Annotated in this window: 13 protein-coding genes; 8 read left to right on the top strand and 5 right to left on the bottom strand. The window is 60.4% G+C overall.

Features of this window, described 5'->3' with window-relative positions; genetic code table 11:
• Window positions 1–57: 57 nt before the first annotated feature.
• The 4 genes from ACFSNN_RS17335 (at window position 58) to ACFSNN_RS17320 (ending at window position 3599) form a co-directional block, all read left to right on the top strand.
• Window positions 58–510 carry a cupin domain-containing protein gene (locus ACFSNN_RS17335; protein ID WP_134465834.1) on the top strand — a complete coding sequence of 151 codons (453 nt, stop codon included), beginning with the start codon at window positions 58–60 and terminating at the stop codon, window positions 508–510.
• Between the two features lie 57 nt (window positions 511–567).
• The gene (locus tag ACFSNN_RS17330; protein ID WP_134465833.1) at window positions 568–1425 is read left to right on the top strand and encodes a shikimate dehydrogenase family protein; all 858 of its coding nucleotides are present in this window, start codon (window positions 568–570) and stop codon (window positions 1423–1425) included.
• Between the two features lie 102 nt (window positions 1426–1527).
• Window positions 1528–2547 carry a Gfo/Idh/MocA family protein gene (locus tag ACFSNN_RS17325; RefSeq protein ID WP_134465832.1) on the top strand — a complete coding sequence of 340 codons (1020 nt, stop codon included), beginning with the start codon at window positions 1528–1530 and terminating at the stop codon, window positions 2545–2547.
• A 23-nt stretch (window positions 2548–2570) separates the two neighbouring features.
• Window positions 2571–3599: an alpha/beta fold hydrolase gene (locus ACFSNN_RS17320; protein WP_134465831.1), complete on the top strand. Its 1029-nt coding sequence runs from the start codon at window positions 2571–2573 to the stop codon at window positions 3597–3599.
• A gap of 97 nt (window positions 3600–3696) precedes the next feature.
• Here the strand turns inward: ACFSNN_RS17320 and ACFSNN_RS17315 are convergent, their stop codons facing one another.
• The 5 genes from ACFSNN_RS17315 to ACFSNN_RS17295 form a co-directional block, all read right to left on the bottom strand.
• Window positions 3697–5268, bottom strand: coding sequence for a UxaA family hydrolase (locus tag ACFSNN_RS17315; protein WP_134465830.1), 1572 nt, complete (start codon window positions 5266–5268; stop codon window positions 3697–3699).
• A gap of 100 nt (window positions 5269–5368) precedes the next feature.
• Window positions 5369–6064 (bottom strand): hypothetical protein, encoded by a 696-nt coding sequence (locus tag ACFSNN_RS17310; protein ID WP_134465829.1) that lies wholly within the window; start codon window positions 6062–6064, stop codon window positions 5369–5371.
• Between the two features lie 29 nt (window positions 6065–6093).
• The gene (locus ACFSNN_RS17305; RefSeq protein ID WP_134465828.1) at window positions 6094–6984 is read right to left on the bottom strand and encodes a fumarylacetoacetate hydrolase family protein; all 891 of its coding nucleotides are present in this window, start codon (window positions 6982–6984) and stop codon (window positions 6094–6096) included.
• A gap of 12 nt (window positions 6985–6996) precedes the next feature.
• Entirely contained in the window at window positions 6997–7806 is an 810-nt protein-coding gene (locus tag ACFSNN_RS17300) for a 2-keto-4-pentenoate hydratase (RefSeq protein WP_134465827.1), read from the bottom strand.
• Window positions 7803–8156, bottom strand: a complete 354-nt coding sequence (locus ACFSNN_RS17295) for a helix-turn-helix domain-containing protein (RefSeq protein ID WP_134465826.1) — start codon at window positions 8154–8156, stop codon at window positions 7803–7805. Before ACFSNN_RS17295 ends, ACFSNN_RS17300 begins: the two co-directional genes overlap by 4 nt.
• An 86-nt stretch (window positions 8157–8242) precedes the next feature.
• Here ACFSNN_RS17295 and ACFSNN_RS17290 point away from each other — a divergent pair, with 86 nt between their 5' ends.
• From ACFSNN_RS17290 to ACFSNN_RS17275, 4 genes are all read left to right on the top strand, one after another.
• Window positions 8243–9676 carry an MFS transporter gene (locus ACFSNN_RS17290; RefSeq protein WP_134465825.1) on the top strand — a complete coding sequence of 478 codons (1434 nt, stop codon included), beginning with the start codon at window positions 8243–8245 and terminating at the stop codon, window positions 9674–9676.
• Window positions 9677–10075: 399 nt separating this feature from the next.
• Window positions 10076–11308 (top strand): porin, encoded by a 1233-nt coding sequence (locus tag ACFSNN_RS17285; protein WP_134465824.1) that lies wholly within the window; start codon window positions 10076–10078, stop codon window positions 11306–11308.
• Between the two features lie 81 nt (window positions 11309–11389).
• On the top strand, window positions 11390–12574 hold the full coding sequence (locus ACFSNN_RS17280; protein ID WP_134465823.1) for a fumarylacetoacetate hydrolase family protein: 1185 nt from the start codon (window positions 11390–11392) through the stop codon (window positions 12572–12574).
• Between the two features lie 33 nt (window positions 12575–12607).
• Entirely contained in the window at window positions 12608–14050 is a 1443-nt protein-coding gene (locus tag ACFSNN_RS17275) for an aldehyde dehydrogenase family protein (protein WP_134465822.1), read from the top strand.
• Window positions 14051–14177: the final 127 nt, after the last annotated feature.

The following is a 14177-nucleotide window of genomic DNA, read 5'->3' as shown; positions in this document are numbered from 1 at the left end:
CCGACGCGACGCGACGCGCCGGTGCGAACACATTGACGCTATACAGAGGATATGCACATGCACAACGAAGACACCCCCCGTTACGACGGCCCACGCGAGCTCGCGCAAGCGCTGAGCGCATTTGCGCGCATCAGCGCGGCCGAGGCGCCGTGGAACCAGGAAGGCCTGCGCGCCGATTCTGAGTACCGCGACCTCGGACTCGCCGCGGTGACGAACGGTCGCATCGGCGCGAAGCACATTCGTGCGCTGAAGCCGTTCACCGATCCTACTGGCTGGCACTGGCACGACATGACCGGGCACTATCTGTATGTGCTCCGCGGATCTGTCACGTTCCGTTTCGCAGGCGTAGAAGGCGACGTCACGCTCAAGGCCGGAGAGTGCCTGTCGCAGCCCGCCGGCGTGCCGCACAACGTCATGGGACGCTCCGACGACCTGGAGGTCATCGAGATCAACGAGCCCGCCCACTACGGGACCTGGGATCTTGACGTACCGCCGGCGCCGTGGAACTGACGGGCGTTACACCCGTACAAGACTGCGCCATTAGCCAACATCAAACACCACACCGCAATGGATCCACATATCACAGGAAAAACGCGACTTTATGGGTTGGTGGGCGATCCACTGACGGCCGCCAAGTCGCCACAGTTATTGAACCAGCTTTTTACTGAACAGCGCGTGGACGCGGTTTGCGTTCCGTTCTGGGTCAACGCGGCAAATCTGCCGGCCTTCGTCAGCGGTGCGCGAGCGATGGGCAATCTGTCCGGCATGCTGGTCACCATGCCTCATAAACAACGAATGCTCGCGCTTGTCGACGAACTTGATCCGACTGCCCGTCAGGTCGGGGCGCTCAACGTCATTCGCTGCGAACCGGATGGCCGCTGGGTTGGCGCGATATTCGATGGCGTCGGTTGCGTTCTTGGGATGCAGTGGGAAGGCAACCATCCGGCGAATAAGTCCGTGCTTCTCGTTGGCGCCGGAGGCGCTGGTAGCGCCATCGCATTTGCGGTCGCAGCCGCTGGCGCTAGCAGGCTAACCATATCCGACGTCGATGAGGCCCGGGCTGGCGACCTTGCGGCATCCGTCGCTGCCGAAACAGGATGCGACGCGCGTTCGGGGCCACCCGACCCGCAAGGATTCGAGGTCGTGATCAATGCCACGCCGCTCGGCATGAGAGCAAACGATGCCATGCCGGTCGATCCGGAGCGGCTGGCTCCCGGCGCCATCGTCGTCGACATCATCAATTCGGCCGAGCCAACGCCGCTTCGCCGCGCCGCGCAAGCGCGCGGTTGCCGCACCCAGGACGGCGGCCCGATGCATCAGGGGCAGGCCTTCTATGCACTCAGGTTTCTGGGCTTCGATTACCGCCCCGATGGACGATCAGCACCCGACGCCGGCCCGCGACAAGCGCCGGGCAGGAATGCCTGACGGTGGAGTCAGAACATAAAAGGAAAGCGCCCGAAGCCGGCAGTCGCCACCTATTCGATTTCGAAGCATGAAGTGATTGAAAATTTTTAAAGGAGAATGCGTATGAGAGTCGCCTTGCTGGAGGTCAGCCATTGGCATGTCCCGCTCTATCTTGATGCGCTGGAGGCGCCGGGGATTGAAGTGGTCGCCGTGTCGGATGCAGAGCATGTCAAGGGAGAGGCTATTGCCGCACGCTTCGGAAGCAAGTTGTATTCGTCGGCCTATGAACTGCTGGAACATGAGGAAGTCGATTTCGCATTTGTGTTCGGGCGGCATTCCGAAATGCCGGCACTCGCTGAGGCCGTGATCGCACGAAACATTCCGTTCGCGCTGGAGAAACCGTGCGGTATCAACCTGTCGCAGGTCACCCGGCTTCGTGCACTGACTGAGCAAGCCAATCTTTATTGCGCAGTACCGTTGATCTTTCGAATGAGCGAATTGCTGAGCTCAATCGAAGATGCCGAGGGGCGCATACCGTCGGATTTCAATTACATGTCGTTCCGTTTCATCGTGGGACCACCCAGCCGGTACGAAGCAGCAGGCGCCGGCTGGGCGCTCGATCCCGAGTATTCCGGCGGCGGATCGACGATCAACGTCGCTACTCATTTCATCGACCTGTTCAGATTGCTCACTGGCAAGAAGATCGCCCGAGTCTCCGCTACGATGAACTCAAGAACGCATCGGGGCGCGGTTGAGGACTATTCCCTGCTGACCATGCAGACCGAAGACGGCGTGATCGGCCTGGTGGAAACGGGATATAGCTTTCCCAGTACCGCCGACGAGCAGCGCGAATTTTCGTTCACTGTGGCATCCGATCGTATGTACGCGAAATCCGGCCCGGACCGAATCGAAATACGCGACAGAAACAACCTTTCCGCAGGCACGCGAAGCCGCCGCGTCCAGCTTGAAACTGACATCTACTACCCCTTGTTCGTCAAGCGGGTACTCGCCGAGTGCCGCACTGGCGCCAGGCCAATCGCGTCATTGCGCGATGCAGAGCTGATGATGCAAGTCATGGATGCGGCCTACGCATCGGCCAGGCAAGGGGGTGCGCTTCAAACTCTCGAGCCGATTCCCAAGTGACGGGCTGCCCGGATCGCAAGCTCATGCTGCAAACAGGTCATTGCAATGCGGGCAACTACCCTTCGCCGAAGGAAGCGGACTGGATCGCGCGCGATTTCCGCTTCAACACCGGCGAGGTGATGCCGGAGTTGAGGCTACATTACCGCACCGTCGGCGCCCCATCCGGTGAGCCGGTCCTGATCCTGCACGGCACGACGGGCACTGGTGCCAGTATGCTGACACCTGATTTTGCGGGAGAGCTGTTCGGTCCCGGACAGCCGCTCGATGCCGGCAAGTATTTCATCATCCTTCCGGACGCGATCGGAGCCGGTGGATCGTCCAAACCGTCCGACGGACTGCGCATACGATTTCCGGCTTACAACTACGACGACATGGTGCTCGCCCAGCACAGACTGCTGACCGAGCACCTTCGAATTCGGCACCTGCGCCTGCTGATCGGTAACTCGATGGGCGGTATGCACGCATGGATCTGGGGTGTGCGGTATCCGGACTTTATGGATGCGCTCGTGCCAATGGCGTCGCAACCGACGGAGATGTCCGGCCGCAACTGGATGCTGCGCCGCATGCTCATCGAGATGGTCCGAAACGACCCGGAGTACCGGGACGGTGATTACACCAGCCAGCCCAGTTCCTTGCGCTTTTACAACGCGTTTTTTGCACTGGCCACTAACGGTGGGACGCTTGCCTACCAGAAGGCGGCCCCGACGATCGACCTGGCCGACAAGTACGTCGACGCCAGGCTGGCTCAGCCGTTCACATTGGATGCCAACGACTTTCTATATCAATGGGGTGCTTCGCGCGGCTATAACCCGGCTCCCGGACTGGAAAACATCAAGGCTACGGTCCTGGCCATTAACGCTGCCGACGACGAACGCTATCCGCCGGAGACCGGCCTGATGGAGCGTGCGATGCAACTTGTTCCCAACGGACGGCTGCATCTTATTCCTGCGAGCGAGGACACGTGCGGCCACGGCACCACCGGGCTGGCTCGCTTCTACAAGCGTGAGTTGCAGGAACTGCTACAAACGACGCCGCGCAGAAGCGGTGAGTGACGCCCTTATGGGCTTACAGATCACCGCCGCGCCTGCTCCGAGAGAAGCCACTGTCCGCCTGGCAGCATTGCGTGGCTCGAATGATATTAATGCGCGCTCACATGATTGCGCTAATTTGCCAAGGTACGAATTCGCTCTGTCCGTAACCATGCTGCTCACTGCGAGTACGGTTCCCCGAAGCGACATCCAGCAGCAATTCGAAAAGCACTCCGCCCAGTTGCTCGATCGTCGTTCTCCCTTCCAACACCTCTCCGCAGTTCAGATCCATATCGTCGGACTGTCGTTGCCATAGTGCCGTGTTCGTCGCAAGCTTGACGGATGGCGTGGGCGCGCAGCCGTAAGCTGAACCACGTCCCGTCGTGAAGCAGATCAGGTTCGCCCCGCCGGCCACCTGGCCCGTAGCCGACACCGGGTCGTAGCCCGGCGTGTCCATAAAAACCAGGCCGCGCGCCGTGACCGGCTGAGCATATTCGTACACCTCGGTCAGATTGGTCGAGCCGGCTTTCGCAATGCCTCCCAGCGATTTTTCGAGGACGGTCGTCAAGCCACCCGCCTTGTTGCCCGCCGACGGATTGTTGTTCATTTGCGCCCCTTGGCGATTCGCGTAGGCTTCCCACCACTTGATGCGATCAAGCAGCTTTCGGCCCACCTCGGGCGTTACGGCGCGGCGCGTTAGCAAGTGCTCCGCGCCATAGATTTCGGGCGTCTCAGAGAGAATCGCGGTGCCGCCGTGCCGTACGAGCAAATCAACGGCTGCGCCCAGCACCGGATTGGCCGTAATACCAGAATACCCGTCCGACCCGCCGCATTGAAGACCGACCGTGAGGTGACTTGCGCTGACCGCCTCCCGCCGCACGTCGTTTGCTTCGGGCAACATGCGCCGAACCAGTTCGACACCCTTTGCAATCGTCGATGTCGTACCACCGCTGTCCTGAATCGTGAACGTTCGCAAGCGGTCGTGTTCCCGAAGTCCCTGCGTCTCGAGTAATCGCGGGATCTGATTGGTTTCACACCCCAGACCGACGACCAGCACGCTCGCAAAGTTCGGATGGCATGCATAGCCGCCAATCGTGCGCTGCAGTATTGCGAGACCATCGCCCTCAGAGTCGATGGCGCAACCGGAACCATGCGTGAGCGCGATAACGCCATCGACGTTCGGAAACTCAGCCAGTTCTTTGGGATGGATGTCGCGGCGAAAATGGTCAGCAATGGCCCGCGCAACCGTGGCTGAGCAATTCACCGAGGTGAGGATTCCGATGTAGTTGCGCGTGGCCACACGGCCGTCCGCGCGGACGATGCCCTGGAATGTTGCGGGCCGGTTCGAGGGTAGAGTTGGACGCGCAGCCTGCCCGAACGCGTAGTCGCGCGCAAAGTCGCCCATCGCCAGGTTGTGGGTGTGTACATGCTGCCCCGCGCGAATTGGCTGACTTGCAAAACCGATTACCTGGCCGTAGCGGTGCACCGCCTCACCCTGACGGATGTCACGTGTCGCCACTTTGTGACCGGGCGGAATCAGTCCTGACACCGTCACCGCTTCTTTGTCGATCACCGTGCCGGAAACAAGCTGTTCGAGCGCGATAACAACATCGTCGGCAGGACTGAGCCGTATGACACGAGCCGACATCGACGGGGTGGATGGGGCGGACGTGTCGGCGATATTCAACGACATGGCACTACTCCTACGTTTCTCAGGGTGGAGGCCGGTCGCGCGTAATCACGTGGCATTCGCGCGACGGGCAGTGAAGCGGTGATCGACGACGCTTGACCGCTTAGCCAGCGCTCCAGGGCGTTTTGCAGCGCGTGTACTCGAGTTGATAGAGCGTCGTGTCCGGTGCTGTCGCGCCGGGTTGGGGCAATGAAGCGAGTCCCGAAACTAAACGGTCCACCGCTGAACGGACATAGTCTGCCCGGCACCCTTCGACTAACACGATCCATGTAGGTACCTGCGTACCTTCTGAACGCGCCTTTTTCTCCGCCGTCTCCACCTTGCTGATCGCTTCGTCGGCAAGGCACAGGTGCACGCCCGTGATACCCGGCAGATCCACGAGGGACGGCAGCACGCGCTGACGCAAACCCTTCACGACGTCTGCCCGTGCATCCGAAGGCACGTCGAAGCGTACAGTCATGAGATAGCTACCCTGCCCTACACCGTCCGAATAGGCGACGTGACAGATTGAGCGCGCGACGCTGCGAAACGAGGCGACCACCTGCCGGGTCCACGGCGTCGGCGTATTGAGTCGAGAAAGGTAGTCCTGCGCGCCAAGAACCTCTACCGTGTCGGCCTCGTAAAGATTGAAGTATTCAGGACCCGCATTCAGTGCGATGAAGCGCCGACCACGCCTGAACCCGGGAATCCCGGCGCGTTCGGGCATGTGCTCACGGTTGTGCCACTCGTAGAATTCATCCTTCGCTTCCGGCAGCAGGTCATGCCAGATTGCGACGACGCCAGTTCCAGCAAGGCTCATATCTCCTCCCTTTAACAAATCGAATAGTCCTATGCCGAGGGATACTCGCCGCGGCCCCAGGCCGCGCCGAGTGTATCTACGTACGGCACAACCTTTTGTGTCTGCTCGCCGAGTCCGCTGCCGCCAAGCGTCATCGTGTCGCCTGCTTTGAGAAAGACCGGCGGTTTCTGACCGAGGCCTACGCCAGGAGGCGTGCCCGTAATAATCACGTCGCCCGCCATTAAAGGCATGAAGCGGCTGAGATACGCCACGATATGCGCGATATTGAAGATCATGGTCCGCGTGTTGCCAGTCTGACGACGCGTGCCGTTGACGTCGAGCCACAGGTCCAGAACCTGCGGGTCGGGAATTTCATCACGCGTGACAAGCCACGGTCCGAGCGGAGCGAACGAGAATCCGCTTTTACCCTTGGTCCACTGGCCTTCGCGTTCGAGCTGATACGCGCGTTCGGAAACATCGTTCGCAAGGCAGTAGCCCGCCACATGTTCTAGCGCGTTGGCTTCGTCGATCTGCCAGGCGGGTTTGCCGATCACCACGCCGAGTTCGACCTCCCAATCCAGCTTTTGCGCGTCGGCGGGCAAGATGACCGGGTCGTTCGGGCCGCTAATGGAGCCCGTATGCTTGTTGAACACCACAGGTTCCCGCGGTATCGGCGTGTCGGTTTCGGCAGCATGATCGGAGTAGTTCAGACCAATGCACACGAGATTACGGACGTTGCCGACGCAGGCGCCGAGACGCGTGCCCGCTTCAACGACCGGTAGACGATCTAAATCGAGTTCGCTCAGCTTTGCAAGAGCGACTGGCGAGACAGTCGTTCCATCAATGTCGCTCACGATGCCGCTCAGATCGCGGATCGCGCCGCTCGAATCGATGATACCGGGGTGCTCCTGGCCAGGCTGGCCGAAACGGGCGAGACGCATCTCATGCTCCTATCAGGACAAAAAAGTAATCGGCAATTTGCCGAGGTTGCCGAAGCCAACACGCAGCTCACAGCCGATTGGCAATGCCAGCACACCCGCGTAAGAGCCGGTGATAACAGCCTGGCCCGCAAGTAGTCCGAGGCCGCGGACACGAAGGAAATTGATGAGCCACACGATCGGCGCCAGCAAGCTGCGATCAGGATGGCGGCCGGCGAACGTGACTGCGGCTTCCCCGACGCTGGCCAGACTGATGTCCAATTCGACGGGGAGATCGGCCAGCGTCGCGCCTCCGATCGAATTAACGCGGGGTCCAATGACAAGGCCGGCATTGAACAGGCCGTCTGCCAGTAGTTCAGGGAACGTCAGCGTTTCGGGGTGCGAATAACGACTGCCTAGCAATTCAAGCGCGAGGTGCGTGTGGCCAAGAGCGTCGAGCACTTCAGCTTCGCTATAGGCTTCGCGTCGTGGGGGCAGGTCGCGGTTCAGCAGACAGGCCAGTTCGGGCTCTGCCCTCATAAAGGCACGCGGAGGCCCGCTCATGCGACATACGTCACCTCGACGGATATCAGCGTCATAGATCGGCGCGGCGATGACTTTGCCCGGCTGAGGAAGCGCGCATTTCCATGCGCCGATCCTCTGACCTAGCTGGTAGCTGACCTCTTGCTGGATGGCAAAACCGTCGTCCACATCCGCAGGCAACAGGTCGACAGGTAGCCGCTCGACAAGCTCGCCTTTTCGACGCGCTGTCACAAGAATACGTGCTGCCTCTGCACGCGGACTGGCGATAGCCTTGGCGGCCTGTGTCGCAGCTGGCGCGTTCATGCCGCCCTACCTTTGTCAGTGCAGTTTCGACAGCGCCTGACGGAATGAATCAGTTCCCGGCACTGCGCCGCCACCGCACCGAGGATCGACTGCACCAGCCCCGGCAAGCCGAGTCCACGCAAGTACCGCTGACCGAGCTCGGAACGCTTCAAGGTCAGACGGTATTGCGACGTGTCTTTGTCCCGTTCCGCCCAGCCCTCCTCGGACAGCAGCGCAATCACTCGATGGGTTGGGCCTTTCTCCAGTTCGAGTTCAGCGCCGACGTTGGACATGCGTATCCGGCGTGCTTCACGTGCGAACAACTCGATGACTTGCAGGGAACGGTCAACTGCGCGCTTGACAACTTTCATAGTGTTGATAACATTGTTCTTAATGGAACGATGTTACAACAATAGAGAACGCGCATAGAAAAGTCAATCGAAGACGGAGACAAGTTATGAATCGAAGCACCCCGGCCGAGCCGAATCGCCTGCGCCAATCGAAAACAGCAGCGGCCAGCGGCTGGATTGGATCAGCACTTGAGTACTACGATTTCCTCATTTACGCGACCGCAGCGTCATTGGTCTTTCCGCAACTTTTCTTCCCCTCCGGCAATCCGACAGTCGCGATCGTCGCTTCACTGGCGACTTTCGGTGTCGGCTATGTCGCCCGTCCGGTAGGCGCTATGGTGCTCGGCCACGTCGGTGATCGGCACGGTCGAAAGACAGTGTTGATTTTCTGCATGTTCCTGATGGGCATTTCGACGATGTGCGTGGGACTTTTACCCACGTACCGGCAGGTCGGCATCTGGGCTCCGGTGCTGCTCGTCATTCTCCGGCTCGTTCAAGGGTTCGCCGTTGCAGGAGAGCTCTCCGGTGCCAGTTCCATGATTCTTGAACATGCACCGTTTGGTCGGCGCGGCTACTTTGCAAGCTTCACCATCCAGGGGTCTCAGGCTGGGCAGCTTCTGGCGTTCGGGGTCTTCCTGCCCCTCGCTCATTTCATGCCGAAGGATCAGTTCGCTTCCTGGGGATGGCGGATTCCGTTCCTGTTCAGTGTTGTCGTTATCATCGTCGGTTACATCATCCGCCGCCAGGTTCAGGAAACCCCCACTTTTGCCCAGGAGCAAGCTCAGGGTCAGGTTCCGGCCTCACCGGTCGCCGAAGTCCTGCGGCAGGATTGGGGCGATGTTTTGCGCGTCGTCTGCATGGCGCTCACTGCCGTCGTCGTGTTTCTCGCTACGGTGTTCGGCACTGCGTACGCAGTACAGCCGGCGTACGGTATCGGCTTTCCTGCCGGCGTCTATCTCTGGATTCCGGTTCTGGGTAACGTCTGTTCGGTCATACTGATTCCATTCGTCGGCAGTCTCTCAGACAGGATTGGCCGCAGGCCGCCGGTACTTGTCGGCGTCTTGAGCGCCGGCCTGCTTTCCTTCGGCTTTCTCTACGCGATCAGCATTCACAGCCTCTGGCTCTCGCTGATTTTTTCCACGCTCATGTGGGGCATCGCCTACCAGGGCTTCAACGGTGTGTTCCCGAGCCTGTTCCCAGAACTCTTCCGACCGCGGGTGCGCGTGACGGGAATGGCCATCGGACAGAATGTCGGGACGACCTTATCGGCCTTGATCCCCGCACTTTTCGTCGCAGTCGCGCCCCCTGGGTCCACCAACATTCCGTTGAAGATCGGTCTTCTTACATTCGGCATTTGTCTGGTCGCCGCGTTCGCCGCGTTCACCACTCGGGAGACGTACCGTATCCGCCTTGACGAGCTCGGCGACCGCAACGCTATTCCCGTACCAACGGCCGAATATGAACGCCTGCGCAGTGAATCGATGGTCGCGACGAGCAAGAATGCCGCTGAATCCGGGTTTGTCCACAACGTGCGGTCTTAAGCCGCCGCCGGCCGCCTGCTCCGCGTAATCGGTCCTCGGGCACAACGCAAATCGGACGTCCATGCGAACGTGTGACTCGGCGCGGGACGCCGGCTCGAACGTGCACGAGTTCCTCGCCTCGTCGTGCGCCGACGGATCGTCATCGGTCGGTGCAGCTTGGGTCACGCGCGCTTTCACGCCAACTTAGGTATGTCGGTCTACTGATTTATCGCGTGCCCGAGTTAATTCGCAAGTTCATATATCCGGGGACGTGCAGGCTGGCGAAGGCGGCTTCCATGTAATCGAGAAATCGAGACGTAACCGGCGACTAGTAGCAGCGCACTTAAGGCGTCGGTGCCGACCTCGTTAAACAGGCGTAACTCGCAGACGTAACTCGCTTTATCCACAATAGGAGACACAATGAGGACTTTAGACGTGACCAAGGCCGCCGTCGTCGCGGCAACGGCTTTCGCGGCCGCAGCGCCGGCGTTCGCACAAAGCAGCGTCACGCTGTACGGCATCGTCGATGATTCGATCGTTTATCAGAGCAGCCAGACGTCGCTCGGCTCGACGAGCGGTGGTCGCTCGAACGTCAAGATGGCATCGGGCATCTGGGCGGGCAGCCGCTTCGGCCTGAAGGGCGCAGAAGATCTGGGTGGCGGCACCAAGGCCATCTTCCAGTTGGAGTCGGGCTTCAACCCCAACAACGGTGCACAGCAATACGCCAACGCGATGTTCGGCCGTCAAGCCTGGATCGGTCTGACGAACCAGACCTTCGGTACGCTGACATTGGGTCGCCAGTATACGTCTTACTACACACTGATGGCGCCGTACAGCCCGACGAACTGGCTGACCGGCTACTTCGGCGCGCACCCGGGCGATCTGGACGCATTGGATACGATCTATCGCGCGAACAACTCGATCGTCTATACGTCTCCGAAGCTCTACGGCCTGACCGTCAGCGGCTCGTACTCGCTCGCAGGCGTGCCGGACAGCGTGTATCGCGGTTCGACGTGGTCGGCAGCGATCCAGTATCAGCAGGGCCCGATCGGCGGTACGGTTGCGTTCTCGCGCATCAACAACTCAACCGTCGGCGGCGGCGTCTACGGTGCGGATTCAACGATGAATACGGCTGGCCAATCGGGCGTGTCGGCTGTGACGAACGGCTATCAGGGTGCGCAGGCGCAGAATCGCTTCGCGGTCGGCCTCGGCTATGTATTCAACAGCGCGTGGGATCTCTCGGCAACGTACACAAACGTTCAGTACATCCCGGGCGTGCTGTCGAAGTTCACCGACGAGCAGGTTTTCAACACCGCCGGCACGGTGCTGCACTGGAAGCCCGCGACGGCATGGGACTTCGCTGCCGGCTATAGCTACACGTGGGCGAGCAAGGCGAACGGTGTCGACGACGCAGCGTCGTATCATCAGTTCAACCTGTCCCAGTACTACGCGATATCCAAGCGCACCGGCTTCTACGCGCTCGAAGCATTCCAGCGCGCGAACGGTCGGACGCTCGGCACGCCGACGTTCCCGGGTGGCCCGACCAACCGGCAGATCAATGCAACGGCATCCATCGGCGATGGCTTCCAGTCGGCTCCGTCGTCGTCGCGCAGCATGTTTGCAGCAGGCGTGGGTATCGTCCACCGCTTCTAGCATCACCAAAGTTTTATCCTTATTGCGGCTACTTATTGCGGCTACGATCGCCAACACTTTCAATGCACATTGGATCCGTTCATGACCTCATATTCCAGCTATCTGCCTGACGATCTCGACGGCGCCCTGCTTGTTGGCCGCGTGTGGCGTCAAACGAAAAGCGGTGCGGGACCGTGCGTCGTTGCCGTTCGCGGCGGCGAAGTATTCGATGTCTCTCGCCTCGCATCAACCGTGTCCGATCTTTTCGATCGCCAGGATCTGGTCGAACTCGTCAGGCAGGCTTCGGGCGAATCTCTGGGTCATGTCGGCAATCTGATCGAAGCCACCGTCGCCGCACAACGGGAAGAGGATCAACCCCACCTCCTGGCTCCCTGCGATCTGCAAGCCATCAAAGCCTGTGGCGTGACGTTTGCCGTGAGCCTTCTTGAACGCGTCATTGAAGAGCAGGCAGGCGGCGACCCTGCGAAGGCTGAGGAAGTACGCGCTGCGATCACGCGTCTGATCGGCACCGATCTGTCGAAGATCAAACCCGGCTCAGAAGCTGCCGTCAAGCTCAAGGAAGAACTGCAGCGACGCGGTGCATGGTCGCAGTACATGGAAGTCGGAATCGGCCCCGATGCAGAGGTGTTTTCGAAGGCGCAGCCTATGTCTTCAGTCGGACTCGGTGCCGATATCGGCTTGCTGCCTGCTTCAAAGTGGAACAACCCAGAGCCGGAGATCGTCCTCGCAGTCAACAGCACGGGCGAAGCGGTGGGCGCCACACTGGGTAACGACGTCAATCTGCGCGACATCGAAGGCCGCTCCGCACTGCTGCTGGGCAAATGCAAGGACAACAACGGCTCATGCGCGATCGGTCCGTTTATCCGCCTGTTCGACGGACTGTTCACGCTGGACACGATCCGGGAAACAAGTGTTTCGTTGTGCGTGGAAGGTACCGACGACGGCTTCGTGCTCGAAGGCGTCAGCCATATGCAGGAGATCAGCCGTGACCCTCTTGACCTGGTGAGTCAGACCTGGGGCAAGCACCATCAGTATCCTGATGGCTTCATGTTGTTCCTAGGCACGATGTTCTCTCCGATCAAGGATCGCGATGCGCCGGGTGGCGGCTTTACGCATCACCTCGGCGACCGCGTGACGATCAGCGCCCCTCCGCTTGGCGCGCTCGTGAACACCGTGCGACTGTCGACCGAGATCGCTCCGTGGACATTCGGCGTGCGTGCGCTGTACGCCAATCTCGCCGAGCGCTCACTGCTGAACCTCGGTTGATCAGGCAGACATCCACTCACTGACGGATTTACGATGACGCAATTCAAGAACTTCATTGGCGGCGGATGGGTCGATGGCAACGACTTCGCTCCTAATGTGAACCCTTCGGACACGAGCGACGTGATCGGCCATTTCGCACGGGCCAGCGCAGATCAGACACAGAAAGCAATCGCGTCTGCACGCTCAGCCTATCGCACCTGGTCGCTCAGTACCCCACAGCAGCGCTTTGACCTGCTCGACCAGGCCGGCAGCACCATCCTTGCGCGCAAAAACGAACTCGGTAAGCTGCTGGCACGCGAGGAAGGGAAAACGCTCGCCGAAGCAGTCGGCGAAGTGGGACGCGCCGGACAGATTTTCAAATTTTTCGCGGGCGAGGCATTGCGGGGCGGCGGCGAGATTTTGCCGTCCGTTCGCCCGGGACTGACAGTTGAGGTCACGCGCGAACCGGTGGGCGTCATCGGTCTGATCACGCCGTGGAACTTCCCGATCGCTATTCCCGCCTGGAAGATCGCGCCCGCGCTCGCCTATGGAAACTGCGTGGTCATCAAGCCGGCGGAACTCGTGCCGGGCAGCGTATGGGAACTTGTCAAGATCATCGCCGAAGCCGGCGCCCCGGCGGGGGTCATCAATCTGGTCATGGGCACGGGTTCGATCGTCGGCGAAACACTCGTCATGTCAGCCGGCGTGGATGCCATCAGCTTCACCGGCTCGGTTGGGACCGGCCAGGCGATCGCCGCGAAATGCGTCGCCGCCGGTAAGAAATTCCAGCTCGAGATGGGCGGCAAGAACCCGATGGTCGTGCTCGACGACGCGGATCTCGACGTCGCCGTCGAAGCGTGTATCAACGGCGCGTTCTACTCCACCGGCCAGCGATGTACAGCTTCTAGCCGCCTGATCGTGACGAGCGGCATCCACGACCGCTTGGTCGAGGCCATGCTGGCGCGCATGCGTAGCCTGAAGATCGGGAACGCGCTGGATGCATCGACGCAGATCGGTCCCGTTGTCGATGCCAAACAATTGGAACAGGACGAGCGTTATATCGAAATGGCACGCACCGAAGGCGGATCGGTGTTTGGCGGTGAACGTGTTACGTCGACAACCGAAGGTTTTTTCCTGGCACCCGCTCTCGTGACCAACACGACCCCGGCGATGACGATCAACAGGGAGGAAGTGTTCGGCCCTGTCGCTTCCGTCATCAAGGTCGCGGACTACGAGGAAGCGCTTGCCGTAGCCAACGACTCGCCATTCGGCCTCTCCGCCGGCATCTGCACCATGTCGCTGGCTCATGCGAGCCATTTCAAGCGTCACGTACAGGCCGGTATGGTAATGATCAATACGGCGACCGCGGGCGTCGATTACCACGTTCCGTTCGGCGGGCGCAAAGGTTCGAGCCTGGGTCCCCGTGAACAAGGCACCTATGCGCGCGAGTTCTACACGACCGTAAAAACTGCATACGTCGCTCCGGGAAACGTTTGAGCAAGCGCTGAAATAGCGAGCGGGAACCGGCAGCATCGTATGAGCTGCTCGAGTCCTCCTGCATTTAACACGACTGAACGGCCGACGTGAACGGTACCCGGCTAGTCGTCAGCCGACTACACGCCCG

The organism is Paraburkholderia dipogonis, from assembly GCF_042680985.1.
GTDB classification, from domain to species: Bacteria; Pseudomonadota; Gammaproteobacteria; order Burkholderiales; family Burkholderiaceae; genus Paraburkholderia; species Paraburkholderia phytofirmans.
The sequence above is the reverse complement of the archived record's forward strand: the minus strand, read 5'-3'. Positions and strand labels throughout refer to the sequence as shown.